The sequence below is a fragment of the Chlamydia suis genome (assembly GCF_900169085.1).
Classification (GTDB): domain Bacteria; phylum Chlamydiota; class Chlamydiia; order Chlamydiales; family Chlamydiaceae; genus Chlamydia; species Chlamydia suis.
The window spans coordinates 438,367-465,027 of the sequence record NZ_LT821323.1; the positions used below are offsets into that span (position 1 = coordinate 438,367).

The window sequence follows — 26,661 nt, forward strand, 5'->3', positions numbered from 1 at the left end:
TTCAGCCTTTTTTATAACAATTTATAATAAAGAAAATAGCTTGGGAGCGTCTTCAGCAAGAAGTTGGGTTACAATAGCGGGGTCAAACCCGTAACGAGCATGCAACTTATTTTTATAGTTCGTTTCTTCTTCTTCAGCCAGCTCTAGCATAAGATGCTGTTTTATTTGCGCTTCCATTTTCTCAAGAGGTTCTAGAGTCTTTGTAGAGCGATCAAACAACACAAAAAGCTTCAGCCCAGAAGCGTGTTCTAAGGCTTTTCCGCAGCGCTCTTCAGGAAAACAAATCTCTTCTAAGGCTTTTTTATGAGCATCAGATAGCTGCATATCCTCTCGGATAAACTCTTCTGAACAGATCAATTGTCCTCCTTGAGAAAGGACCATGGCTGTCAATCGTTCTTTATCCCAAACAGCATCCTCATTTAAACGCTCCTGCACCTTCCCAGCAATTTTATTCGCCAGAAACTCCGAACTCGCTTTAACAGTCAGCACTCGATAAGTCCACAGCGAAATTTGTGACGCTTCTTCTAAAAGCTTTTGATAACGCGCCTTCACCATACCAGGAGTCACTTTCAACATAACTCGAGAACGCACCATCATCCCTTCTATACGCTGAGCAACCAAAATCCGATGCACCACATTAAAAACGTCCTCAGGAGTCATATCAAAGAATTTTGCAAAAGGAGATAAATCGCGACCAAACATCCCCTCTATCTCCTGATTGACAGAGGTTGGGTCGATGAAAATTTTTTTTGCTTTTGCATCTGCAGCCATGAGGAACTCGTTGATCACCGACTCTAGAACCACAGGCCACATAGCAGAATAATACTGGGATCTTGCAGATACAGAATCTACCAACTGTGGGCAAGTTGAATAAAAAAGAACATTTAACTTGTGGATCACATCCAAAGTTGTGACTACAGTATCCTCATCTACCTTAAACAATACTCGATTGTGGATAGCCACCCTAGAAGGGTTCTGTTCAAAAGAAGCTGCCGAGAAAGATCCTTCATAACCAAAAGCAACCCCTGAAAAAATTGCGCCCCCTAGATAGCAAGCTATAACAATACGTTTCACTACTCGCATCCTTGATTTACAGTTTTTAGGTGGAAAGACCCTGTGAGATTTGGGGTTGTTCCTCCCCCTCTTCTTTGAATTTTGCAACTTTCCTTATCAGGGCTGTTAGCTATCTTCAAAAAAACAAGCTTACATTCTAAAAAGAACCTACTCTCGTCCTGAGTAAAAGCTATAGGGGGAAGAGGCCCAACCGTCAGAACACTTTTAACAGAAAAGCGTTATATCCTCAACTTAAAGGACACAAAAATTTATTTTTTTATCGACGAAAACTGGAGCCGGTGAACAACTGAGAATCAAAACTTCCGATTAACTTGACTTAGAAAAAAACTCATAAAAACTTTCTACGGAAGAAAATACCCGACCACAATCTTTATCAAGAAGATAGATCTTTGTTGTCGAGTCTTCGCTTGAAGGAATTAATCCGAGTTCTCCTTCTGGCAGACATGTTGTTAATATCTCGCGATCTTTGGCTGTTAACCAAATAAAAGAGGTGTGAGGAAGGAACCTTCCTTTAAAACAATCCCATACTCGGGCTTTATCTCGCTCATCTCCTAAGGCAATAAAAACCTTTTGGTGATGATTAGAAAAATACTCTTGCGCAGCAAGCAAGCTTCCTAAACAAGAGAATTTATGTTTAGGCCATTTCCCTTGAGTGCATTGTAAAATCTCTTCTGCAACCGTTAGGTAATGCCGTTTCCCTGAAATGATATGTAATTTCAATAAACTCTGGCAAAGCAGAGCATTACTTGATACAGAATCCCCGTCCATAAAACAGGCTTTTTGTATCAAAAGAGAAGCATCTTTTCCATCGGTAGAATAAAATCCTCCTGTTTCGGATCGAAAAGATATCAATACCTCCTTTACTAGATCCTCGGCGAAGGCCAACCACTTTGCTCCCGCTCCTATCTCAAAAAGGGAGATAGCCCCCATAATAACTGCGGCATAATCTTCTAATCCTGCAGAATACTTGGCTTCTCCTTGTCGCCATCGACGTAATAGACGTCCATTTTTGCACAAATTTTTCGAGATAAAATCCCCACACTTCTCTGCTACTAAAAAACATTCTGGCTCCCCTAAGATGAGCCCCGTTTTTATCAAAGCAAAAATTCCCCAACCGTTTTGAAATGTCAACGACTGATCATCTTTAAAAGATTGAAATTTCCCCGCCCGATGAATACGCAACTTTTCTCGTAATCCGTCTAATTTCTCCTGAAATTCTTCTAGAGAACATTGGTAACGCTCAGCCATTTCTTTTTTATTCATATAAGGAGAGACGTGCAGTATATTTCTGCCATTACAGATGCCTTCCCTAGACACATCATAATACTCGCAAAACATCTCTGCGTGCTCTCCTAACAAAGAACGAATTTCTTCCCCGGACCAAGTGTATTGACTGTCGATATTTGTTCCCGACCACTGTTGTCCATACTCAGAAAGATAAAAAGCTCCGGTTTCGGAATCAAAAAGCTCTTTGATTAAATAAGTAAGCACCCGTTTAGCTGTGACTATAAATTCAGGATTTCTCATATACACGCCAGCTTCAGCATAAACGAGCATCATGAGGGCGTTATCGAAAAGTCTTTTTTCAAAGCAAGGAATCAACCATCGATCATCAATCGTATAGCAGAAAAATCCCCCTGCCAAATGATCAAAAATTCCTCCGTTTGCAACAGTCTGCAAAGACCTATTTACAAAGAAAATGGCTCTGCTGTCTTGATATTCTGCTCCTATTCGTAAAAGAAACAGGCTAAGCAAGCCTGGTAAAGTTTTAGGGAAGGACTTAATCCCCCCAAATTGAGCATCGACATCTCGATAAATAGCGTCTGTTACCTGCTTTAATATTTTCTCTTCCAGGCGCTCCTTTTTGCAAGCACACACTTCCAGGAAGGCAGCAACTTCAACGACTTTTTCTGCTTGTTGAATAAAAATCTCCCGGTCCTCGCGATCCTCCCACATAACATGTAATTTTTCTAGCATCTGAACAAAAGAGGCTGCCCCTGTTTTTCCTGAGAAGTTAGCGTATCCCAGGTTAAAAAAAGGAAGGAGATTTGGTGTAAGAAACACATGAAGTGGCCAAGTTGGAGAATCTTGCACTTCCCCGGATACGGAAAGCATCTGGGATAATTCGAAATATAAGGTTGCTAAGTGAGGAAGTTCCTCTTTGTCCACCTTAATACACACAAAATACTCATTTAGAATAGCCGCAACTTCAGGATTTTCGTAATTTTCTTTAAGCATGACTTGGCACCATTTAGAGTGCGTGCATCCTATAGACAAAAAAATTGGCTTATCTTCTGTGGAAGCTTTCTGAAAAGCTTCTGCAGACCAAGGATACCAATCTACTGGAGTGTGAGCGTAGAGAAGAAGATAAGGAGATTTTTCGGATATGAGTTTATTCGTGAAAGGCTGGTCCGTCGTCATGATAAAAATAAAAAAAACAAAAGAGTACTTTTTATAATTTTAAAATCAAAAATTATACTTTGCTAAACATTTTACCAGATAAAACTCAATAAAAGTTGGTTATAAACCCTCTAGGTTCTTTTTCCCTTATTTTCCTGCGTCAAATAGGGAATTCTTGATCTTAAACCAAGAGAAGCGTTACCATACGTCTTTTATTTTTAAGTCTTTTGTGGAAGAGTGGCAGAGTGGTCGAATGCGTCTGATTCGAAATCAGAAGTCCCTCAACGGGGACCGGGGGTTCAAATCCCTTCTCTTCCGATTTTCTAACTATCTCAACTGTAACCTTTTATTTTTAAAAAACTCGGTAAAAGGAAATTTCTGGTAAAATAGAAGGGCTAAAAGCGGAGATTTCTTTCTATCCCTTTCTTAATTATTAAAAATTTTAGTTGGATAGCAGAAGCATATGGCTGTAGTACGAACATGTTCAGTTTCGGGACAAGCTCCCGTTTCTTTCTCACCATCTTCTAATCAGAAGGTGCAGAATCACAAATCTGGAGTCACCTGTTCGAAGGTTGCTGCACTATCAGCACTTTCTCTTTTAGCCGTTGGAATTATCCTTACAACAGCTCTTTTTGCCTCTACAGGAAGCTTTGCTTGTATCTTAGTAGCCGGCATCCTGGCTCTTCACCTCCTTATCGCCCTTGCTTTAGGATTTTGGATCGCATCACCCCATTCAACCGCCTCATCTTTACAATATGGAGAGCCCCAAAAAATAATATAAACACCCAAACCCCAGAAATTTTTTATGGTTAGTTTGATCCCCTCACCACAACCCAAGCCTCAACCTTCTCATTCCGACACACCTACCCCCTCCCCCTTGAATAATACACGACTTAAAGTTAGGCCTGTTAGATCTTGGCCCGTTATGGCCAGCCAGCTTTCTCTTTTAATTATAAGGGTAGCGTCGATTATAGTGCTTGGACTAGGGATAGCCTTTTTAGCCTCTAATCCCATGGTAGGCTTGGCTCTTCTTGTTGCAGCTGTTACTTTAGCAATTACTTCTCTGGTATGCGCTATTGCTATCTCCATCTACCAGACATTAACTATCCGCAAATTACAACGGGAAGTTTCTTCTTTAGAACAACGTTCAGGTTTGGTCTTTATTGAACCAAATCCAGAGGAGAATCCGTTTGCCTTTGACAGTCCCTTTGCAGGATTAGAAAATGAGCTTAGCTCCCCCATTTCCCCCTGTTTATCCTTAGAAGATCATTTTTACCTAGAAGACCTAGTTGCTAAAGCCGAAGCTGAAAGCCTTGAGAAACTTTGTTAAGGAAAAATTTTTAGATTCTTGAAAGATAAAAAAAAGCATTCCTAAGGAATAGGAAGGCTTTTTTTCTAAGAATTCTGTCTTAGTTACAATAAAAGAAAGGCTGTGAAACTTTACTATCTTTCTAAGAAAAATTTTCGCACCGATCGGCCTTGAACAACGAGAGCGATCTTTACTATCTTGCCCACTAAAAATGGCAAAACCCCCATTCTAAAAGCTCCGGCCAGATCAAGAGTAGCCGAAACCCCAGTACTTTTAAGAAAGCAAGCAAGCCACAGAGCTCCCAAACAAAGGCTAACTCCTCCCCCAACGAACAAAATCGAAGCCACGGCTAACGGCTTTGCCTTCACGCCTCCGAATTTACCGTACAGCCAAGAAATAAGCGCCACTGCTGGCACAAAGGAAAATAAGTACCCGGCGGTAGGTCCGCAAAACACAGCTAATCCGCATGCAGGACTGCAGAACACCGGAAAAAACAAGCCCTCCAACAAATAAGCTACCACAGAGGCAACAGCCATCCGCGGTGTCATAGCGAGGCCTAAACAAAAAACCCCTAACGTCTGAAAAGTAACTGGAACGGGGGTAAAGGGTAAATTTATACTAATCTTAGCCAAACAAGCTAAGACCAAGGATCCAGCGATAACCTTTATGAAAGGATTACTTACGAGAGTTTCTGAATATCCTTTAGCGATGCTCTTAGCGATCATTATCCCTCCACAAATACTGAATCGACACCAAGTATCCGGCCTTTAAACCAACCACAGCATCCTTCACATCCTCCCCAATGTTCCTCCTCGGAAGGATAGCCTCAGCAGGCCAAAAGCAGCCGCACCACAACGAAGAAACGTGGCACGAAAGCCTCCCAGCAAACCATCTCCATGGAGATCCGGCCAGAAAAGCTTGTTAGAGCTTATAAGAAACTGCATTTTAATGTATACAAAAAATTTTTTTTGAGATTTAAAGGCCCATCTTATTTTTGCTCTTGCTTCATGAGATCCCGAATATACTGTTTCTTTTTCCAAGCCAACTTTTTCTCAGTCCTTTCTCGCTCCCAAGATAGCCGTTCTTGCTGGAAAGCTAACTCTCTTTCTCGTAATTCCAAATCCTTTTTTTCTAATAAATGCTCCTCTTCTTCTTTGCGTTGAAAAGATTCCGTACATCGTTGCAAAGCTTGAAGAACATCTTTTATCATGCTCTCGCTAAGCACAATTCTCTCTTCACACCCTTCTGAACTTATAATGGTCTGCTCAGCAGCAAGTGGGTCATTATTTGACAGAGTCTCATGAACAGGTGTCGTCTTCTCGGCCTCTTGAGTTCCTTTTTCAATGAAAAACGTTCTCAATAATTCACAAAGTTCTAAAGGATCTGTTATCTCTTCTAGAAAAGGAGACTCTTTTACACCGGCTTTTTTGCAGATTTCTTGTAATATTTCGATAATGCGAAGATTTTTCTTTCGCTCTAATTCCAGTTGACTATCAGCGAGTTCCACGCCAGAAATAAACGTCATCCTTCCATTTGATCCCCTATAAAGGCCTTCTCCTCTACCGTCTATTGTAGCTAGCAAACCAAAAACAATGGTGGAACCAAAAAAGAAAGCTTTTCTCATAAATTTAGAATTTTCTCCTTATTGAACATAGAAAACCCCTTATCACTCTCTCAAGCCAGAAAGCGACAAAGGGCCGACAAGTCTTCTCACAAGAAACAGACGGCCAAACACCCGTCTGTTTGTGATAACATTCCTTATTTAATTGTCTGCTATTACTACGACATGCATATGGGAAGCAGTTCTGCCTGTAAAGCAGCTCTACACGCCAGGATATCCGCAAGTCCATCTCTTTCTTGCAAATCTCTTATAGAGAGAGGCGGACGCACGGACTCACATTCTATCATTTTTTGCGCAGCCATTAGGGCTTTTATTCCTAAAGGATTTGTGGATAAATTGAGCCAAGCACAAGCTCTTTTCCACGCATCTACAGATCGACCCTGAGCTACATAATCTCGGGCTAGCTCTGGCCAAACATTAGCTAGCACAGAAACCAAGCCTGACGCCCCAGACCAACGCATATTTGGCCACAAACCATCGTCACCACAAAATACTCTTAAGCCAGAGTCCGCAAAAAGCTCACAAGCCTGCGTCGATCCTCCAGAATCCTTAACACCCACACACAAAGGATGCGAAGCCAATGACCTCACAACCTCTGGATACAAAGAGACTCCAGTACGAGAAGGATTGTTATAAAGAATGATAGGTTTTTTACTCACACTTAAAATTTTATCAAACCAGGCTTTTTGTCCATGGACTCCCGGTTTAGCATAAAGAGGAGTCGGGACAAAAAAACCGTCTATAGACCATTTTTGAGCAAAATCAATCCAAGAAATTGCTTCTCGGATAGATGTTGCTGTGACTCCTAAAAACACCGGCACATTCAAATTCAATGTAGAAATGAATGAAAGAATAGAAAACTTCTCTTCGTATGCTACAGATAGCCCCTCTCCTGTGCTACCAAATAAAAAGATTCCATTACCGGCATGCTCCTGCGAACGGATAATACTCTCCAAAGCTGAAAAATCTATCGATAAATCCGCTTTGAAAGGCGTAATACAAGCCGTCAAGACGCTCATAAACCACTCCTGTTTAATCCCAACACGTAATCGTGCAACAACTTCGTTACCACGACACCAGACTCTTTATTAATAATTAAGTTAATAACTGTATCTGTTTGGCTCCAGCATAATACTGGAGTCCCTTGCAAGGCATCAAAAACTCCAGTCATACTCCAAGAAGCCAACTGAGCTCCTACTAATGCAACCAAAGATAAAGGGCCTTCGCAACTCACCTCACCAAATTCTTTGAGCGCACCCGCCATTAATCGGCTATCTTCTTCCCAATCCACAGTGAAATATGCTCCACAATTTTGAGCCATAACAACCCCAGGAACGGCTCCTAGACTTCGCACACAGCCCAAAACATCCTCTAATCTCACAAGAGAAGAATGATACTTCACAAACCAAAGAGCTTGATTTGCCTTCAATGAAACAGCCTTTATCACAGGGCCTTCCATCGCTTCATTTAATGAAGCACAAATCCAGGTTCCCTCTTTAGTTGAGTTAAACGTTGAAGTCACAAAGATAGGAATCTTTGCTCGAATACAAGGTTTTAACATATCCTGGTGTAACACTTTAGCTCCAGAACTAGCCAAACCTTGCATTTCTTCGAAGGTTAAAGAATCTATGAGCTGAGTATCTTTCAACATCTTAGGGTCTGCCGTATACACACCACAAACATCCGTATAAATACGCAACTCCCTAGCTTCACATAGTTCTCCTACCAAAGAGGCAGAAAAATCACTTCCCCCTCTCCCAAGAACGGTAGTTTTCCCAGAAACCGTCGCTCCCAGGAAACCTTGCATAAGATAAATCGCGTCTTCTTTTAACGCTAACTCACCCCACATGGTTTGCATCAAAGCTAAATTCGGCTCCGCTCGTAAAAACTGCGAATTAGTGAATATCACACGACGAGCTTCTAACTGCTCGAGCTGTAGCACATTCGCACAACAGTAACTACGAATTAGGGCTGCAGATAAATCCTCCCCTATAGCCAAAATTTCTGCCTGATCTTCTTGCGTAAGATCCTCGATTTTCTCAAATCGCCTCAGCGGCTCCAAAAAACTTTCTAAAGGAATCTCTACCCCTAATTCTTTGGCAATCGGTTCATGCTTTTCCCGAACTAAGGCAGCTAATGGGGCTCTTTGCTCTACAGAGGCCCGACAAAACTCTTCCAATAAATCTGTAACACCTGCTACCGCACTAACAACAACGAAAGAAGGCCTTTCCTCTTGTATAATCTCGCAAACACGTCGAATGCTTGGGGCCGTCCCAACACTCGTTCCTCCAAACTTGCAAACAAGAGGCGCTTTTTTCTCCTTAAGCATGTGCCAGCTCCTCTTGGCATGCACTTCTCATCCTATCCTGGAAAAGATTCATGTTCGCTATCAATGACCCAGCAGCTCCCCGGACCAAATTATGAAGAAGGACACACATCTTAATCGTTTTCGTATTTCCGCCATAAGAGATCGGACCTATATGCAAACGCATATCATCATGGGTAAGATCCTTCTGAACCTGAGGATGCCAAGGAGAATCGTACAGGACATACGTATCAGGATCTTTTTCATAACAAAAACAAATTTCTTCCAAATCGATGTCTTGAGCAAACATCACATGAATAGAAATCACGTGCCCGTACATAACAGGAACGCGATGAACAGACGCTGTTATAGAAAAATCTGCAGGAGAGCCTGGTTGTCCCAAAATTTTTAAAGTCTCGCGGTGTATTTTCTCTTCCTCTCCTAAGATGTAAGGAACCGTATTTCCAATTAAATCCAAGGAAGAAACCCCAGGATATCCGGCCCCACTAGCAGACTGTAGCGTAACAATATGCACATGCTCGATATCAAATGGAAGCAGCGGACTAAGAGCCAAAGCAATCCCTGAAACACAACAGTTAGAGTTTGTAATGATTTTCCCCAAGAAAGGTTGCTCTTTTAAGAGGGATATATGATCACTATTAACTTCAGGAATCAAAATAGGCACTGCTTTATGCATTCGATAAGCGCCGGCGTTAGAAAATACTATTTTCCCGGAAGACAAACAAGAGGTTTCTATAGAAAAAGCAACTGATGCAGGAAGACAAGAGACAACAACATCGGATTCGATCTCTTCAATAGAGCGAATGGTAAGATCACGAACGGACTCCGGCATTTCCATTAAAGGTTCTTGCCACAAGCATGCAGACTCATAACGCAAAGCATATTTTTGGGGAGAAGCAACTAATTCAGCAATTTCCCACTGCTTATGCTTTTGTAACAAAGCAATTAACTTTTGTCCGACCAGGCCTGTAGCACCTAAAACTGCAATGCGCATCGTCATCTTCAGCTCTTAACCAAAAACCATTTCCTGAAACAGACGTTCATACAAAATATCTGAAGTGTAGTACCCGGCTGCCAAACTTTCTTCCACAATCTTGTCCAAAATAAGCAGCACCCCATCAACAAAAATGTTTCGAGAAAAAACCTCGTGGCAAATAACAAAACGCTCGTTTTCTCCAATAAAAGATACTTCGTGTTCCCCCAAAACATTCCCTACACGAGAACCTTGTATTTCAATAGGAGGCTGCTGCCCACTCTTCAAAAGATCTTTTTTCGCAGAACGAATAGTTTCTGCTAATGCAAGCGCCGTACCGGAAATCGCATCTGCTTTTGTGCGATGATGAGTCTCTCGGATACGCACATCATAAGAAGCATCAAACATTTTAGAAGCGATAGCAGTAAGCCGTTTTTGCACATATGCTCCTAAACTTGTGTTTGGGCAAACAACAACAGGAACTTTTTCTGATAACAAAGTCAATTTATCTCCCACACCGCTATCAGCAGAAAATCCTGTTGTCCCAATAATTACGGGCTTAGGTGTTTCTAACAGAGAATCTAAAAGAGTCGCTGTAACCCCTGGCGCAGAAAAGTCAATAAGAATATCGTTTCCCAAAACGACTTCTTTCAGAGATGTCTGAGAGCTTCTTGAAAATCCCTCCCCTAAAAGGTAGCGAGGATGTAACTGCAAAGCCCGTGTCAACAAGACACCCATCCTCCCGGTATTCCCAATAATCCCCACGTTTCTTTTCATGATACAGTCAGCGACTCCAATATACGATTCCTGCGAAAGCCGGGAGATCCTCTTTCACCAGCAGATTTTTAAATGAAATCACTGCAGTATAATATAAGTTAGGAAATAGCTCCAACATGAAAAGGAAGACAAATCAGCAAGCTTCCTTAGTCAGCTGGTAAAGATACAGAATCTTTTCTAGCTGAAGCGTTTTAAGCCAAGAAATGCATTCCTAAGCTTCCATAGATTCTATAAAAGAATCTCCGTCAAACTCAAAAGAATCTGCTACAAGATCGACAATAATATCTTCCGCATCAAAGTCACATGCCACTGCACCTTGAACAATAATACTTTGTCGATGTTGAATATGATCGCGTAATTTAACAAGTTGTTGATGTAACCAATTAATAAATCGCTGCAAATACAGGGTAATGCTAATCCCCAAGAGAACTCCTCCTATCGCTAAAACACCCCCTGCTATAGGAGCTATCCCTGGTATCAAAGTTAATGCAAGCACTCCCAATCCAGCCAAAAGGATCATCGTAGCAACGATGATCGATTGAAACTTTTCCTCTTTATTTGCACAATTGACATATTGACGAATAGCTCTCTCTGTTTGCAAGATCACCGATTTTCCTGCGAATTTCCACGTCTCATCCTTCTCTTTTTTTGAAAGCAAAATAGTCCGGCCTTCGTGCTCAAACATTTCATTCATCATACGAGCCTTCAATCGAGCTTCCCTTCTTTTAGCCAAACTAATTTGTAATCTTGCTTTCAATTGATGGGCGACAAGAACGACTCCAGAAGCAACCATAGGAACCGCTGACGATGATATAGCCCCTCCTATAGAAGAGAGCAAAAGAACTTGTACAACAGGAAACCCTCCAAAACCTGCTAATACGGTACAGGTAATTCCTGCTACTAATAACAAGCCCGACAGAGCTAGAATTCTTTTCTGTTTCTTTGTTAAAGACAAGGCATCATTAATCTCTTTCTCTGACAAACGTTCAATGGCAGGAGGAGTATGAGAATTCTCAGAGGCAGTAATCTCTACACTTCCTTCTATCTCATGAGAGAAATCCGCTTGGGCAATATTTTTTAATTTAGTATCCCCAAGTAAATCTTGTTCTTGTTGAGCCTTTGCAAAGGCGCGCCATTGACCCAACGTTGTATGCAACATGTTGGAAATAATCAAAGAAATGCCTAAGCTGATCAAGGGAGGCGCTAGAACGATAAGAGCTGTCGCCGCTCCCCCAGTCACAACAAGCGTCCCAACCACAGCTAAAGAAATCCCTAAAAAAGCAAAACCCGTCCCTAATAAGATTAAGCCCCTTGTGATTTTCCTGAGTTTTGCTCCTTCAATCAGCATTTCTTCAGGAGTAAGTTCTGCTCCTGCTGCCGCCTTTTTAGATTGAAAAAAATGCACATAGAGGTAATGTGCGAATCCTGCAAAGAAAGCTCCACTTCCTCTACCGTAAGAAATATCCCCAAACTTTCCTAACGCGCTTCCATATCCTCCAGGAACATAAGAGGAACCGAGTTTCAAGACAAGCCCTGCACCAGTTAATCCGGCACCAAGCAAAGCAGCGCTTTTAGCTCGCTGCTTAACCGTCATTTTAGGAGCAACTAAGGTCCTCACTCCGTTGATAAGGCTTCGAAGCGTCGTCACCCCTCCAACAGAAAGCCCTGAAAAAGCAATGGCCAAAACAATAGCTTGAGGAACCCCTGGAGCTAGTACCGTTAAAGCAACAGCTACAACAGCTAATGCAACCCCCAACACTACAATACCAGCAATTAGCCCTGCAGAATGTTTTAATGTTTGCTCCGATTTTGCGACATCTCCCTCAGGAACGGAAATTATTGGCGCAGAGGCTTTTGAATCCTGATTTTGTATTGGAGGGAGGTTACTAAGAGCTCGTACATCAATAGGCTCGCTATTTCCAGGAACCTTAGAAACCATATAAAAAACACAAAATCTTTTTAATAAGATTAATTATAACAACAAAATAAAATCCCTTTCACAATAAAAATAGGACCCTCTTCTTTTTTATCATGCAAAAAACTCTCCCAAAGATTACATTAGCTGTTCACCTTTAATCTTTTTTGCAATTCAACGTGTGACCCCTTTGAACCAAGCTTTGTTAATTTCCCCGTCAACTCCTTATGGAGAGGTTGTCGTCCCTCCCTCAAAATCGCATTCTTTACGAGCAATTCTCTTCGCTTCTCTGTCTAAAGGGACCTCTGTCATAGACAATAGTCTTTTCTCCTCTGATACAGAAATTATGCTTTCGGCCTGCAAAAAACTGGGAGCCCGCATTAAACGGGTTGGGGCTTCTTCTTTACACATACAAGGAAACCCTTTCCCTTATTCCCAGTTTCCCTCTTGCCGTTTACATGCGGGAAATTCTGGTATAGCTCTACGCTTTCTAACAGCTCTTTCTTCTTTATCCACCGCACCAGTCCTAATCACAGGTACCCATACACTCAAACGACGCCCTATAGAACCTCTTCTTTTTAGTTTAAAACAACTTGGAGCCAAAGTTCGTCAAAAAAAATCCTCTTCTATCCCCTTCGTTATTCAAGGTCCCATATCGTCTGGACAAATCACTGTCTCCGGACAAGACTCCCAATATGCATCCGCATTAGCTATTACTGCGGCTGTTGCTCCCCATTCTATCTCTTTTTCTATTGACAATCTTAAAGAGCGTCCTTGGTTTGATCTAACCTTAGACTGGCTCCTCTCTTTAGGCATAGTTTTTTCCAGAGAACAAGATGTTTTATTCTTCCCCGGAGGCCAATCTCTAAACAGTTTTTCCTATTGTGTTCCAGGAGATTACAGCTCTGCAGCTTTTTTAGCGGCTCTTGGCTTGCTTTCTTCCTCTTCCCACCCAACAGTATTACACAATCTTCCTTCTCAAGATTCTCAGGGAGATAAACGTCTATTCTCCTTGTTAAAACAACTCGGCGCAGACATTTCCATCAAGGAACAACACATTGAAATCTTTCCTTCTTCCTTCACTGGTGGAAAGATCAATATGGATCCTTTCATAGATGCTCTGCCTATTCTAGCCGTCCTCTGTTGCTTTGCCAAAAAACCCTCGCTTTTATACAATGCGCTGGGAGCAAGGGACAAGGAAAGCAATCGCATTGATGCGATTGCCCAAGAGCTGCGCAAAATGGGCGGTTCAGTTCGTCCTACTCGTGATGGTTTGTATATAGAGCCTTCTCGATTGCATGGAGCAGTTGTTCATTCTCACAATGATCACCGTATTGCTATGGCTCTTGCTGTAGCGGGGGCTGCGGCCTCATCTGGACAAACCCTTCTTTGTAACACGCACTGTATAAATAAAAGTTTTCCTCATTTTGTGATTGCAGCACAGACACTACATGCCAACATTCGACACCACCAAGCAAGTTTTTCTTTGCGGGCTTCCTTCTGTAGGTAAAACCTCTTTCGGGAAAGTTTTAGCTCAGTCGTTATCTCTTCCTTTTTTCGATACAGACCATCTCCTTTCCGCGCGCTTTCAAGGAGATTCTCCTAAAACTATCTACCAACGTTATGGGGAGGAAGGATTTTGCCAAGAAGAATTCCTCTCTTTAATTAACATTCCCAATATCCCCAGTATCGTTGCGTTAGGAGGCCACACGCCTCTTATCAAACGCGCATACCAGCACATTGTGCATCGTGAAAAAACTCTTCTAGTCTTACTCGATCTCCCTATCTCCCTCCTTTGTCAGCGATTACGAAAAAAAACTCTCCCAGAAAGGCTTAAGAACGCCCCCTCATTAGAAGAGGCCTTGTCCCAACGCTTAGAAAAACTGCGCCTGCTCACCTCTAATATTTTCTCTTTGCAAACATCTTCCCAGGACATGCAGGAAATTTGTCACAACTTTTGTTTGCGCTTCTTAAATACAGAAGAGATTTTCTATGCATAATCACTATGGCTCCCTATTTTCTATTACTACCTGGGGGGAATCCCACGGTCCTGCTATAGGTGTTGTTGTTGATGGCTGTCCTGCCGGACTTCCTTTATCACCTGAAGATTTTTTTTCTGCTATGGCGAGAAGAAGGCCTGGCCAACGTCACACATCTTCTCGCCAAGAAGCAGATCTTGTTACCATTTTATCCGGTGTTCACCAACAAAAAACAACAGGAGCCCCTATTTCTCTTCTCATTCAAAATGAAGATGTCGCTAGCGCTTCTTACGAACAACTGAATAACTGTTACCGCCCAGGACATGCACAATTTGCTTACGAAGGTAAATATGGTTTTGCCGATAATCGCGGAGGAGGGCGCTCCTCTGCTAGAGAAACAGCTTCACGAGTAGCTGCTAGCGTAATTGCTAAGAAAATTTTATTGTCTCAAGGAATCACAACGCTAGCATTCCTTTCTGGATTCGGGCCATTAGAAGACAAAACATACCCCAAACTGACAGAGCTTTTAATAAAACAAGTGCATGCATCTCCTTTCTATTCCATTTTGCCTCAAGAAGAGATTCAAAATGTACTTCTCCGCGATCCTGAAGATTCCTTTGGAGGCATAGTCTCTTTTATCACATCCCCTTTACCCGTAGGCTTAGGAGAACCTGTGTTTGGGAAACTCCCCGCCCTCTTAGCAGCAGGCATGATGAGCATCCCTGCTGCTAAAGGATTTGAAATGGGAGAAGGATTCTCCTCTGCCCGCATGACAGGATCTTCCTATCTAGATTGTCTTACTGCCAATGAAGAAGGCTTTGCTTTTCAAACCAATCGTTGTGGCGGAACTTTGGGAGGAATCAGCATTGGGCAACCTCTCGAGGGTCGGGTAGCCTTCAAACCTACCTCATCTATTAGGAAACCATGCCCCTCTGTTTCGAAAAATGGAACCCCAATCATGTATACCACCCCAAAACAAGGCCGCCACGATCCTTGTGTAGCCATTCGAGCTGTTGCTGTTGTCGAAGCTATGCTTGATCTTACCTTAGTAGACCTTCTTCTTCAACATCGCTGCGCTAAATTATGATAGAACTTATCACAAACATCCCACACCCCATACACTTAGTAGATTCACTAGGCAATCCTTTACTATTCGCCACATTATCAAAAGATTTTCCCCTAGTTTTCATCACTAATTTTACCCTAAAAAGACTCTTACTTTCTCCTTTGTTGCAAACGGCTCGCTCATTAGGATTTTCCGTAGAAATTCTTACCATCCCAGAGGGGGAACAAGCGAAAACAGAAGAAACTTTCTTATCTTTGCATAAACAGCTAACCCGTCTTTCTATTCCTAGACAAGCAACGCTCATTGGTGTTGGAGGGGGTGTTATTCTGGATATTGTAGGATTTGTAGCTGCTACACATTGTCGAGGCATGCCTTTCATTGCTATTCCCACAACATTAGTTGCTATGATTGATGCCAGTATTGGGGGAAAAAATGGCATTAATTTAGATCATATTAAGAATCGCATCGGCTCTTTTTATTTACCCCAGGATGTATGGATCTGCCCTAATGTGCTTGCTTCTCTCCCACATCAAGAATGGATTCAAGGAATAGCAGAGAGCATCAAACATGCCTATATAGCAGATGCTTCTATTCTTCCTATCCTACAAAATCCCACAACCCTAACCTCTTCAGAACAGCTCTCTCTTTTCATCAAACGCAACTGTCTCTGTAAAGCTGACATAGTACAAAAAGATATGAAAGATTACGGGATACGCCAGATTCTTAACTTTGGGCATACGCTAGGGCATGCATTGGAAATGTTATTTGCAGGAAGAATTTCCCACGGTTTTGCTATAAGTGTAGGCATGGTTTTAGAAACTAAGTTATCTCTAGCTTTAGGTATCGCTCGCAACTCGAATATGCTACATTTGTTGACGCAAGACCTACTACGATACCAACTTCCTATTTCTTTAAACGATCTCTATACACGCGCTTCAATCCCCTTGCATAGTTGCGACGCGATTCTTGCCGCTCTCATCTATGACAAAAAAAGACAAAATACCTCCCTACCTCCGTTTGTTATGATAGAAGATATCGGGATTGCAGCCTCTTGCAATGGACGATTCTGTCAGCCTATATCTAAACACCTTCTTACACAGATTCTAGAGGAAGAACTCCATGCTGTGCACGGTCATTAGCGGGCCCTCTTTTATTGAGGCTAAAAATCAGCTATTACGCTCCTTACCAAAATGCCGCTGCTTTGAGATACGTGCGGACCTTCTTTCTCTATCCTACTCCGAATTAAAAAAGCTGATTGCCCTCGCACCAATTTCCATCCTTACGTGGAAAAAACCTCCTTCTTGCTCACAAAAACTTTGGATAAAAAATATAGAGTCTTTAGCTCAACTTCATCCCGACTATTTGGATTTAGATAAAGATTTTCCTGAGAACGCTATCTTACGCATTCGTCATCTTCATCCTGAGATTAAACTCATCCGTTCTTTGCATACCAATGACAGTGATCGCATTGATATCACCCAATTATATACCCAGATGCGATCTTCTTCTGTCGATTACTATAAATTAGCAGTTTCTCCTTCTTCCACTATCGATTTACTGCATATCTGCTACCAAAAATTCTCTCTTCCAAAGAAAACTACCGTACTTTGCTTAGGAAAAATTGGGCAGCCCTCGCGCATACTTTCTCCTATTTTGCAAAATCCCTTTACTTATGCAATCAGCCCTGGAGCCTCTCCTGTAGCCCCTGGGCAGCTTTCCCTCAAACATCACTATTTCTATAATTACAAAAATCTTTCTCCTCATTCTCCTATCTGCGCTCTTATAGGAGACACGTCGAGAAGCATCGGCCATCTCACCCATAATCCTTTGTTCTCTAAACTCGGCATCCCTTGTCCCTATATTAAACTTCCTCTAACCCTTCAGGAACTTCCGAAATTTTTTTCGTCCATTCGCACACTTCCTTTTTTAGGAATCAGCGTAACCTCTCCTCTAAAAACGGCTGTCGTACCATTTCTTGACAAACAAGATCCTTCCGTACAGGCCTCGGGATCTTGCAATACTCTTGTCATCCGACAAGGAGAAATTATTGGACACGATACTGACGGTGAGGGGCTTTTTTCTGTCCTAACTCACCATAACATTCCCCTAAACAACCAACGAGTGGCTATTTTAGGTGCCGGAGGGGCTGCTCGATCTATCGCAGCCCGATTAAGCAAAACAAATTGTGAGCTTTTTATTTTTAATAGAACAACGACTCATGCTGAAGCGCTTGCTTCTCGTTACCAAGCAACAGCTTGTAATCTGAAAGATCTGCCACAATACCCCTTTTCTCTAATTATCAATTGTCTCCCCCCTTCCGCGACAATTCCTCTGGTTCTAGCCCCTGTCATCGTAGATATCAACACTCTACCTAAACACAACGCATTTACAAGGCATGCTCGTTCTAAAGGATGTTCTATTATTTATGGTCATGAAATGTTCACACAACAAGCTCTTTTACAATTCCGATTATGGTTTCCTACCCACTCTTTCAAGCATCTAGAAACAACTTTTGCTCGTAGAGCTGCCGTTCTAGCCTCTCTTTTTTCCATCGCTTCATAAAAATATTTTTTCTATCCTACTTCTACAGCTTCAGGAGGTTTCATGCGTTTTTGGCTTGTTTTGGTTTTTCTCTGCTTTTCCCAGACTTCTGAAGCTTCGCAGCGCATTGTTACTGTAAAAACCATACACGAAGTCGCTTCGGACATTCTCTACGACGAGACAGATTATTGGCTCATTTTTGATGTTGATGATGTTCTATTTGAAGGAGCTGAAGCTCTCAGCCACTCATTGTGGTTTGAGCGTTCCATCCAGGGCATGCGCACATTGGGAACCTCGGAACAAGAGGCTTGGGAAACTTTGTACCCTGAATGGCTAGCCATTCAACGCCAAGGATCTATCCGACAAATAGAAGCAGCTATTCCTTTATTAATCACCAAAGTACAGAAGCTAGGTAAAACAGTTTTTGCCTATTCGGAGCGCAAACTCTGTGCTCAAGATATCACAATGGAACAACTAGCCTCTCTCAATCTTTCCTTTGAAAAGGCTCTTCTTCCCAACACAAAACTCCCTCCCACTATCAGCTTCACAAAAGGCGTTCTTTTCGGATCAGAAATTCATAAAGGACCGGCATTACAGCTATTTTTAGATGCGCAAACAGCTTTACCAAAAAGAATCATCTATATCGATAATGAAAAGTATAATGTTTTACGTATTGGCGAGGTGTGTAAACAGAAAAACATCTCTTACTTAGGCATCGTTTACACGGCTGCTAAATACCTTCCTCCTATCTATCTTCCCGATATTGCCAAAGTACAATACACATTTCGTCAAAAGCTCATAAGCAACGAAGCTGCGGCTCTTTTATTACGCCATCGGCTCGATAAATAACTCGTTATTAGAGCAAAAATTTAAACCTAGATAAAAAAATTTTTTTCCACTACACGAGGGGAAAAGATTTGTTTGAGGTTTCTGTGTCCTTCCGTTCGGTTTTACTGACTGCTCTGTTCTCCCTTTTTTGCATGAACTCCACGCAAGCCGCGCATCATCATTATCACCGCTACAACGATAAGCTACACAGACAGAACCATAAAAAAGATTTTTCTTCTCAAGAGTGTCCTCAAAGAGAATGGTTTAATCCTTATTCCCATAGCAGCGATCCTATTCCTTTATCAGAGCAACGAGGACTTTTAGCTCCAGTCTGTGACTTAATCTCAGCCTGTCCCTGCTTAAATGGCGTTTCTATTAGAAATATTAAGCAAGTCCTGAAAAATTCTGCTGGAACCCAGATTGCGTTAGACTGGTCTATCCTTCCTCAATGGTTTAACCCTCGAACTTCTCGCGCCTCCCAGCTTTCTATCCGCGATGTTGGATATAGCTTGCCTCAGCCCCTTATTGCAGCCGAGTCTCCCTGTTTACAAACTTGCTTCAATCCCTCTGCTGCTATTACAATTTATGATTCTTCGTATGGGAAAGGTGTTTTCCAAGTATCCTATACTTTAGTTCGCTATTGGAGAGAGACTGCTGATCGTGTAGGGCAAACTCTTATGCTTGCAGGAAGTATAAATGATTATCCTTCTCGCCAAAATATCTTCTCTCAATTCACATTTTCTCAGACCTTCCCTAATGAAAAAGCCAATCTAACTATTGGCCAATACTCTCTCTACTCTATAGACGGTACGCTATACAATAACGATCAGCAACTTGGATTTATTAGTTACGCGTTATCACAAAATCCGACTGCAACCTATTCCTCCGGAAGTCTTGGAGCTTATCTACAAATCGCTCCGACAGAAAGCTCCCGTCTCGAAGTTGGATTTCAAGATGCTTACAATATTTCAGGTTCTTCCATCAAATGGAATAACCTCACGAAAAATAAATATAACTTCCATGGCTATGCATCCTGGGCACCACATTGTTGTCTAGGACCCGGACAATATTCGGTTCTGCTTTATGTAACTAGACAGGTTCCTGAACAAATGTTTCAGACAATGGGGTGGTCGGTCAATGCCGGTCAGTACATTTCTTCCAAATGCTATATTTTTGGAAGATACAGTGGCGTTACAGGACAAGTTACTCCTATTAACCGAACTTACTCCTTCGGTATGGTCTCTGCAAATACATTTAACCGTAATCCACAAGACTTATTCGGAATTGCTTGCGCATTCAATAATATACACGCATCCGCATCTCCAAACGCTCAAAGAAAATACGAAACTGTGATCGAAGGTTTTGCAACCATTGGTTGTGGACCCTATCTTTCTTTTGCTCCCGATTTCCAACTGTACCTTTATCCCGCTCTTCGTCCAGGCAAACAAACAGCCCGAGTCTATAGTGTTCGTGCGAATTTAGCTGTTTAGTCTATTCTCAAACACATGAGAAGTCCTTATGGTTAAACCGCCTTAATAACCAAAACAAAGGGGGGCGTTATGCCTTATGGAACTCGTTATCCCACATTAGCTTTTCATACAGGAGGCGTTGGAGAATCCGATGACGGAATGCCTCCCCAACCTTTTGAAACTTTCTGTTATGATTCGGCCTTGCTGCAAGCAAAAATCGAAAATTTCAATATTGTTCCTTATACATCTGTTTTGCCCAAAGAGTTATTTGGCAATATCCTTCCTGTCGATCAATGTACCAAATTTTTTAAACACGGGGCTGTATTAGAAGTCATTATGGCAGGTAGAGGTGCTGCTGTAGCAGAAGGCACTCAGGCCATCGCAACGGGGATAGGCATCTGTTGGGGGAAAGACAAAAATGGAGAGCTTATAGGAGGCTGGGCTGCAGAATACATCGAGTTTTTCCCTACCTGGATCGACGATGAAATTGCGGCATCTCATGCCCAAATGTGGTTAAAGAAATCTCTTCAACACGAACTTGATCTTCGTTCTGTAAGCAAACATAGTGAATTTCAATATTTCCATAACTACATCAATATCAGAAAGAAATTCGGATTTTGCTTAACGGCGCTTGGTTTCTTAAATTTCGAAAATGCAGCTCCTGCTGTTATTCAATAAAAAGGAGGACTTTATGTTTGTGAAAAAACGGTCTTCCGCAGGAATTTTGGGGACATTATCGCTTACTGGAGTAGTAATTAGCTCCATGATCGGAGGAGGAATTTATAGTCTTCCTCAAAACATGGCAGCCTCAGCAAGCGCTGGGGCCGTTATCCTTGCCTGGGTTCTCTCCGGAATAGGAATTTTTTTTATCGCAAATACCTTTAAAACGCTTTCTCTTGTACGCCCCGATTTGAAGACCGGCATCTATACCTACAGTAGAGAAGGTTTTGGTCCTTATATTGGATTTACAATAGCTTGGGGTTACTGGCTTTGCCAAATTTTTGGGAATGTCGGCTATGCCGTAATTACCATGGATGCTCTCAACTATTTTTTCCCTCCCTATTTCGAAGGAGGGAATACTTTACTAGCGATTCTACTAGGTTCTATACTCATTTGGGTGTTCAATGCCATAGTCTTACGCGGCATTCGTCAAGCAGCTTCTGTCAACGTGATCGGTGTAGCATTCACTCTAATCCCTCTTCTTATTTTCATTCTCATTACTGCTCTATTCTTTAAATTCTCTGTCTTCAAAACAGATTTTTTGGGAACAGCTCCACAACATTCTCTAGGATCTATTGGATCTCAACTAAAGAGCACTATGCTAGTCACTCTTTGGGCCTTTATCGGAATTGAAGGAGCCGTGGTCATGTCTGGAAGAGCTACAGATCCCTCTTCTGTTGGAAAGGCTACCATCTTGGGGTTCTCTGGATGCTTGTTTATTTACGTTCTCCTTTCTTTACTTCCTTTCGGATCCCTATACCAGTATCAATTAGCTAAAATTGCCGACCCTTCTACAGCCGGAGTCTTGAAAATTTTAGTCGGGAAATGGGGAGAGGTTCTTATGAATACAGGACTTCTAATTGCCGTTTTAACAAGCTGGTTATCCTGGACTATTCTCGCAGCAGAAATTCCTTATGCCGCCGCGAAAAATGGAACCTTTCCGACTTGTTTTGCTCAAGAAAATGCCAAGCACTCGCCCTCTTTCTCTTTATTCATCACAAGTGGATTAATGCAAATCACCATGCTTCTCGTGTATTTTTCTTCCAATGCTTGGCATACCATGTTGGAAATTACTGGAGTTATGGTTCTTCCTGCTTACTTAACGAGTGCTATTTTTCTTGTTAAACTCAGTCTTAGCAAGAAATACCCTACACGAGCGCCTATTAAGGCCCGTGTTGCTTTATTCACAGGACTATTAGGAGCGCTGTACTCTTTATGGCTAATCTATGCAGCTGGATTACAGCATCTTTTTATGGTTGCTGTTCTCCTTTCTTTAGGAATTCCTTTTTACATAGACTCGGGAATGAGGCATGGGCAAGAAAAGACCTTCCTGAATCGTCAAGAAGTACTAAAAATAACAACAGTAGCGCTTATTGCTCTGCTCGCTATATGTTTATATTTTGCAAAAAAAAATCATTTATAAAGAAAAATTAAATAACTGCTGTTCAAATTCTTTGCTTCCCCCTGAAAGAGCTGATTCCTTTTCCTCGAGAATCAGTTCTTTCTATTCTTTAAAAGCAGCTTCTCTTATCCTCAATAGTAAAGCCGAATCATTTTTAAAAAAATCTTTTCCAGCTCTTAAGGTATTTTATGCACATAGCTGTTTTGGGAGCAGGATACGCGGGATTATCCGTAACCTGGCATCTTCTCCTTTATACACAAGGAAGGGTTAGCGTGGATCTCTTTGACCCTGCGCCGATAGGAACCGGGGCTTCTGGACTCTCTTCCGGACTTCTTCACGGTTTTACGGGAAAGAAAGCAATTAAACCCCCGCTAGCAGACCTTGGGATTACCACCACCCATTCTCTGATTACCAAGGCTAGTCTTTCCATAGGAGAACCTATCGTTATGTCTAGCGGCATTCTTCGTCCCGCTACTTCCCAAGAGCAGGCGGCTATTTTTATGCAAAGAGCACAAGAATTTCCAGACGAGGCCGAGTGGTGGGATAAAGCTCGTTGCGAAATCTCTGTTCCTGGAATGGTGATTCCAGAAGAACTTGGAGCTCTGTATATTAAACGCGGCGTAACCATCAATAACGAGAAATACATTGAAGGTTTATGGAATGCCTGCGCTAGCCTCGGGACACAGTATTACGATGAGCTAATCGATGATCTTTCTGCAATTGCCGAATTTTATGATCACATTATTGTCACCCCTGGAGCCAATGCGGATATTCTTCCAGAGCTCAAGCATCTCCCCCTATCTAAAGTGAAGGGGCAGCTTGTGGAAATTGCTTGGCCTGCAGAAATCCCTATGCCGCCGTTTAGCATCAATGGGTCCAAATACATGGTTGCTGATACAGAAAGAAATACTTGTATACTAGGCGCAACTTTCGAACACAACCAACCGGATGCCACTCCAAACGCTCAGGTTGCTTACCAAGAAATTATGCCGCCTATCTTAGCCCTTTTCCCTGGGCTTAAGGATGCTCAGGTTCTCAATTATTATGCCGGTATGCGATCATCAAGCCCTACCCATCTTCCTATGATTAGCCGTGTCCAAGAAAAATTATGGTATCTTGGGGGACTAGGATCTAAAGGCCTTTTGTATCACGGGCTTTTAGGAGATATGCTGGCCCAGGCTTTACTGCGAGACTCTACAGCGTACATCGCTAAAGAGTTCCTGTATACCCCAGAGACCTCTTAATCCCCCTTTTGCTCATCGAAAAAATGTTTACAGAGAGACACTAGCCTTCTCTTGGAGAATTTCGTCTAAAGAAATTTGCATTTTTCCCTGAATAAAGGAGTCCCAAGGAAGCCCTGGAACGATCTCGTACTCTCCAGTCTCCAACATCCGGCAAGGGAATCCAAAGATGATATCCTCCGGCAATCCATAAGGATTGTGATCCGAGCACACTCCAGAGGAAAACCATTCCCCCTCTTTTGGTTGATATATAGAGCGAGCGGCCTCTGACAGAGCTCGAGCTGCAGAAGCCGCAGAAGACTTCCCTCTTGCTTCTATCACAGCACTACCACGGCTCTGCACAGAGGGGATCATAATATTCTCTAACCAATCCCGATCTGCTATCGTTTCCGCGATAGGACGCCCATGAATCAATGCTTGTGTAAAATCTGGCACCTGCTTGGCGGAATGATTCCCCCAAACAACAATCTGCGATACCGCAGATAAGGGCACCTCAGCCCTATGTGCTAACATACTATGCATACGATTTTGATCTAAGCGTAGCATGGCATGAAAATTTTTTCTTAATAAGCGAGGCGCGTGACTCATTGCTATCCAGCAATTCGTATTCACAGGGTTTCCAACAACAAAAATTTTTGCGTCGCGTTTAGCCGCTGTGTTCAATACTTTCCCCTGAGTAGCAAAAATCTCGCCATTTTTCTTCAGTAGATCTCTTCTTTCCATCCCAGGGCCTCTAGGAACAGACCCTATAAGGAAGGCTGTGTCAATCCCATCAAAAGCATCGTGCAAAGAGGTTGTCACCTGCACTCGCTGCAATAAAGGAAAGGCCCCATCATCCAATTCCATGCGCACTCCCGATAAAGCCCTTTCTGTCCCAGGAATATCATAAATACGCAGATCTATTCCGCAAGTGGGTCCGAAAACATCCCCGTGAGCCAAAGCAAATAAAAAGCTGTAGGCGATTTGCCCTGTTCCTCCTGTTACCGCTACACTCACTGTTCGAGAAAACATAAACTACCCTCTCCTTGCTTTTACAAAACGTACGTACTCTCCATACCACGATTGTAATCCATCAATTCTGATCCCCAACATACGTTTGGATGATAAAAGAATCAAGTCTCTAGCCTGGTATAAAAAAAAAGCCCATCTATTGAATCCAATAGATGGGCTAACAGTATACTTGGATATACACCTAGAAAACCTTATAAAAGACAGGTCCCTGAGCTCCTACCCACATGCTCGACCCAGACCGCATAACTTGCTGCCCTTTCTTAGCAGCCAAATAGCCGTGGACATCTAAAAAGCCAATGAACCGTGCGCGAATAAAAAACATAAAGGCCCCCTAAAAACATTTCAAGAGAGAAGCGCCCCATTATAACATATTTAAAATAAAAACTCTGCAACAACACTTAGAAGCCTCGACTTAAGAAAACCTCACAATGCGTTAAAAATCCTTAACATTTCTCTCGCTTCAGGAAATTCTAGCGGAGCTGTTCCAGACATGATCCCCATAATTTGAGTCGCCAATTCTTTACCCAGGGAAACTCCCTCCTGATCAAAAGAATTTATCCCCCAACAAAAACCTTGAAAGGCGAACTTATGTTCATAATAAGCCAATAACCCTCCAGCAATACGAGGAGAAAGTTGCTGTGCTACTAGGATCGAAGAAGGTCTATTCCCCCTAAACTTTTTATTCGGATTTGCATTATCTCTCCCTTGGGCCAAAGCTAATGACTGCGCAATAAGGTTAGCAAACAGTTTCTGAGAGGAAGAACTCCCAGATAACATACAGTCAAGACCCCGCTGGTTTTGTAAAAATCCAATAAATTCTACGGGGACAACATCTGTTCCCTGATGCAGACTTTGGAAAAAAGAGTGCTGACAATTCGTCCCCACATCCCCCCAAATGATCGGGGTTGTTTTGAAAAGAAGCTCTTTCCCTTGTATAGAAATGCTTTTTCCATTGGATTCCATTCCGCACTGTTGTAGATGCGCAGGGAAATATTTTAATCCCGTTGCATAAGGAATAACTGCTGTTGTAGGATACCCCAACAGATTGCGATTCCAAATACCAATCATAGCGGATAAAAGGGGGAGATTCTTTTCCATAACAGGAGTCAGCGCGTGAACATCCATAGAGGCTGCTCCTTGTAGGAACTCCAAAAAGGCTTCAAAACCAAAGGCGAAGCCTATCACAACCCCGCCAACCATAGAAGTCGCAGAAAATCTTCCACCAATACTATCCCAAAGATGGAAAACTTCCAAGTAACGGCTATGGTCATCCATGGGACTCCCTTGAGCCGTTACTGCTACAAAGTGCTCTACCGTAGCAAGCCCCCTATCTTGATAAGCTCGCCTAAATAATTCTTCGTTTACCGCGGGTTCTAAAGTCGTCCCGGACTTAGATACTACAACAACAAGCGTCTGCTCTAAATCGATCTTCTGTAATACTTCTGCAGCATTATCTGGATCTACATTCGAGACAAAAAAGATCTGTTTATCCGATGGACAACAGCCTTGCATAGCAAAGTACATGGCTTTAGGTCCTAACTCGGATCCACCAATACCTATCTGCACAAGCGTAGAAAACCTAGAACGGGCTGTATACAAAAATTCTGCAAGACGATGTGCTTCTTGTTCAGAATAATCTGCTATAGATGCGGCTTCTCCTTGAAGATTATGGTCGCGAACCCATGCTCGCGTTGCTGTATGCAATACGGCGCGGGACTCACTCTGAACCCCCTCAATATAGTTCATAACAGAGCCTTGTTGCATACGTTCCATCTGCTTGACTAGCTCTCTTTCTTCAGCGAGCCCATTTAAAGCACAGAGACTACGCTCATCCACACGCTCCGTAGCATAACTGTAGGTAAACCCTTCCGCAGATAAAGCATACCGTTGAATCCGCTCCTGCGACAAAGTCTCTGGCAAAGTCAAATCAATCGGATGCGAGGCTAGCTCTTGCAAAACCTCTAATGACTCACAATCTAAAAAACCTGTACCCATCAAGATTCTCCTTT

General features: G+C 42.4%; 24 protein-coding genes and 1 tRNA gene. 13 read left to right on the forward strand and 12 right to left on the reverse strand.

The features are described from left to right. Nucleotides 1-21: 21 nt before the first annotated feature. Together B6E89_RS01940 and B6E89_RS01945 are read right to left on the reverse strand one after the other, a co-directional pair. Complete coding sequence (locus tag B6E89_RS01940; protein WP_080133008.1) at nt 22-1,083, reverse strand: hypothetical protein; 1,062 nt, start codon at nt 1,081-1,083, stop codon at nt 22-24. A 297-nt stretch (nt 1,084-1,380) separates the two neighbouring features. Continuing rightward, nucleotides 1,381-3,495: a thioredoxin domain-containing protein gene (locus B6E89_RS01945; protein ID WP_080127121.1), complete on the reverse strand. Its 2,115-nt coding sequence runs from the start codon at nt 3,493-3,495 to the stop codon at nt 1,381-1,383. 210 nt (nt 3,496-3,705) lie between these two features. Between B6E89_RS01945 and B6E89_RS01950 the strand changes: the two genes are divergently transcribed. From B6E89_RS01950 to B6E89_RS01960, 3 genes are all read left to right on the forward strand, one after another. Continuing rightward, a tRNA-Ser gene (locus tag B6E89_RS01950) sits at nt 3,706-3,792 on the forward strand. A gap of 145 nt (nt 3,793-3,937) precedes the next feature. After that, entirely contained in the window at nt 3,938-4,255 is a 318-nt protein-coding gene (locus B6E89_RS01955) for a hypothetical protein (RefSeq protein WP_080125506.1), read from the forward strand. 24 nt (nt 4,256-4,279) lie between these two features. Then, nucleotides 4,280-4,804: a hypothetical protein gene (locus tag B6E89_RS01960; RefSeq protein WP_197682229.1), complete on the forward strand. Its 525-nt coding sequence runs from the start codon at nt 4,280-4,282 to the stop codon at nt 4,802-4,804. Nucleotides 4,805-4,917: 113 nt separating this feature from the next. On the opposite strand, the gene B6E89_RS01965 is transcribed toward B6E89_RS01960, so the two are convergent. The 7 genes from B6E89_RS01965 to B6E89_RS01995 all read right to left on the reverse strand — a co-directional run bounded on the left by B6E89_RS01965 (nt 4,918) and on the right by B6E89_RS01995 (nt 12,419). Continuing rightward, nucleotides 4,918-5,508 (reverse strand): biotin transporter BioY, encoded by a 591-nt coding sequence (locus tag B6E89_RS01965; protein WP_080133018.1) that lies wholly within the window; start codon nt 5,506-5,508, stop codon nt 4,918-4,920. A gap of 263 nt (nt 5,509-5,771) precedes the next feature. Beyond that, complete coding sequence (locus tag B6E89_RS01970) at nt 5,772-6,407, reverse strand: CT360 family protein (RefSeq protein WP_080133019.1); 636 nt, start codon at nt 6,405-6,407, stop codon at nt 5,772-5,774. 155 nt (nt 6,408-6,562) lie between these two features. Then, nucleotides 6,563-7,423 (reverse strand): 4-hydroxy-tetrahydrodipicolinate synthase, encoded by an 861-nt coding sequence (dapA, locus tag B6E89_RS01975; RefSeq protein ID WP_080129408.1) that lies wholly within the window; start codon nt 7,421-7,423, stop codon nt 6,563-6,565. Continuing rightward, a complete protein-coding gene (locus tag B6E89_RS01980) occupies nt 7,420-8,733 on the reverse strand; it encodes an aspartate kinase (RefSeq protein WP_035406396.1) in 1,314 nt (437 codons plus the stop codon). Before B6E89_RS01980 ends, dapA begins: the two co-directional genes overlap by 4 nt. Next, nucleotides 8,726-9,730, reverse strand: coding sequence for an aspartate-semialdehyde dehydrogenase (gene asd / locus B6E89_RS01985; protein WP_080133022.1), 1,005 nt, complete (start codon nt 9,728-9,730; stop codon nt 8,726-8,728). The genes B6E89_RS01980 and asd overlap by 8 nt, the downstream gene beginning before the upstream one ends. A gap of 9 nt (nt 9,731-9,739) precedes the next feature. After that, complete coding sequence (gene dapB / locus B6E89_RS01990) at nt 9,740-10,480, reverse strand: 4-hydroxy-tetrahydrodipicolinate reductase (RefSeq protein WP_080133024.1); 741 nt, start codon at nt 10,478-10,480, stop codon at nt 9,740-9,742. A 211-nt stretch (nt 10,481-10,691) separates the two neighbouring features. Continuing rightward, a complete protein-coding gene (locus B6E89_RS01995; protein ID WP_080133026.1) occupies nt 10,692-12,419 on the reverse strand; it encodes a hypothetical protein in 1,728 nt (575 codons plus the stop codon). Nucleotides 12,420-12,576: 157 nt separating this feature from the next. On the opposite strand from B6E89_RS01995, the gene aroA reads away from it, so the two are divergent. The 10 genes from aroA (at nt 12,577) to B6E89_RS02045 (ending at nt 23,644) form a co-directional block, all read left to right on the forward strand. Further along, the gene (gene aroA, locus B6E89_RS02000) at nt 12,577-13,905 is read left to right on the forward strand and encodes a 3-phosphoshikimate 1-carboxyvinyltransferase (RefSeq protein WP_080133027.1); all 1,329 of its coding nucleotides are present in this window, start codon (nt 12,577-12,579) and stop codon (nt 13,903-13,905) included. Then, nucleotides 13,847-14,395, forward strand: a complete 549-nt coding sequence (locus B6E89_RS02005) for a shikimate kinase (protein ID WP_035406411.1) — start codon at nt 13,847-13,849, stop codon at nt 14,393-14,395. Before aroA ends, B6E89_RS02005 begins: the two co-directional genes overlap by 59 nt. Continuing rightward, the gene (gene aroC, locus B6E89_RS02010; protein ID WP_080133028.1) at nt 14,388-15,461 is read left to right on the forward strand and encodes a chorismate synthase; all 1,074 of its coding nucleotides are present in this window, start codon (nt 14,388-14,390) and stop codon (nt 15,459-15,461) included. The genes B6E89_RS02005 and aroC overlap by 8 nt, the downstream gene beginning before the upstream one ends. Further along, nucleotides 15,458-16,579, forward strand: coding sequence for a 3-dehydroquinate synthase (aroB, locus tag B6E89_RS02015; protein WP_080133030.1), 1,122 nt, complete (start codon nt 15,458-15,460; stop codon nt 16,577-16,579). The genes aroC and aroB overlap by 4 nt, the downstream gene beginning before the upstream one ends. After that, complete coding sequence (locus B6E89_RS02020) at nt 16,560-18,002, forward strand: bifunctional 3-dehydroquinate dehydratase/shikimate dehydrogenase (RefSeq protein ID WP_080133033.1); 1,443 nt, start codon at nt 16,560-16,562, stop codon at nt 18,000-18,002. The genes aroB and B6E89_RS02020 overlap by 20 nt, the downstream gene beginning before the upstream one ends. Nucleotides 18,003-18,044: 42 nt before the next feature. Continuing rightward, complete coding sequence (locus B6E89_RS02025) at nt 18,045-18,830, forward strand: DUF2608 domain-containing protein (protein WP_080132093.1); 786 nt, start codon at nt 18,045-18,047, stop codon at nt 18,828-18,830. Nucleotides 18,831-18,913: 83 nt separating this feature from the next. Continuing rightward, a complete protein-coding gene (aaxA, locus tag B6E89_RS02030; RefSeq protein ID WP_462675101.1) occupies nt 18,914-20,299 on the forward strand; it encodes a porin AaxA in 1,386 nt (461 codons plus the stop codon). 69 nt (nt 20,300-20,368) lie between these two features. Next, entirely contained in the window at nt 20,369-20,956 is a 588-nt protein-coding gene (gene aaxB, locus B6E89_RS02035; protein ID WP_035406426.1) for a pyruvoyl-dependent arginine decarboxylase AaxB, read from the forward strand. A gap of 13 nt (nt 20,957-20,969) precedes the next feature. Next, complete coding sequence (gene aaxC, locus B6E89_RS02040) at nt 20,970-22,421, forward strand: arginine/agmatine antiporter AaxC (RefSeq protein ID WP_035406429.1); 1,452 nt, start codon at nt 20,970-20,972, stop codon at nt 22,419-22,421. Nucleotides 22,422-22,588: 167 nt separating this feature from the next. After that, the gene (locus B6E89_RS02045) at nt 22,589-23,644 is read left to right on the forward strand and encodes an NAD(P)/FAD-dependent oxidoreductase (protein ID WP_080121450.1); all 1,056 of its coding nucleotides are present in this window, start codon (nt 22,589-22,591) and stop codon (nt 23,642-23,644) included. Nucleotides 23,645-23,671: 27 nt separating this feature from the next. On the opposite strand, the gene B6E89_RS02050 is transcribed toward B6E89_RS02045, so the two are convergent. The 3 genes from B6E89_RS02050 to B6E89_RS02060 all read right to left on the reverse strand — a co-directional run bounded on the left by B6E89_RS02050 (nt 23,672) and on the right by B6E89_RS02060 (nt 26,650). Beyond that, a complete protein-coding gene (locus B6E89_RS02050; protein ID WP_080128695.1) occupies nt 23,672-24,652 on the reverse strand; it encodes a malate dehydrogenase in 981 nt (326 codons plus the stop codon). A gap of 181 nt (nt 24,653-24,833) precedes the next feature. Beyond that, nucleotides 24,834-24,974, reverse strand: coding sequence for a protein LtuA (gene ltuA / locus B6E89_RS02055; protein WP_035406437.1), 141 nt, complete (start codon nt 24,972-24,974; stop codon nt 24,834-24,836). A 101-nt stretch (nt 24,975-25,075) separates the two neighbouring features. Then, complete coding sequence (locus B6E89_RS02060; protein ID WP_099156068.1) at nt 25,076-26,650, reverse strand: glucose-6-phosphate isomerase; 1,575 nt, start codon at nt 26,648-26,650, stop codon at nt 25,076-25,078. Nucleotides 26,651-26,661: the final 11 nt, after the last annotated feature.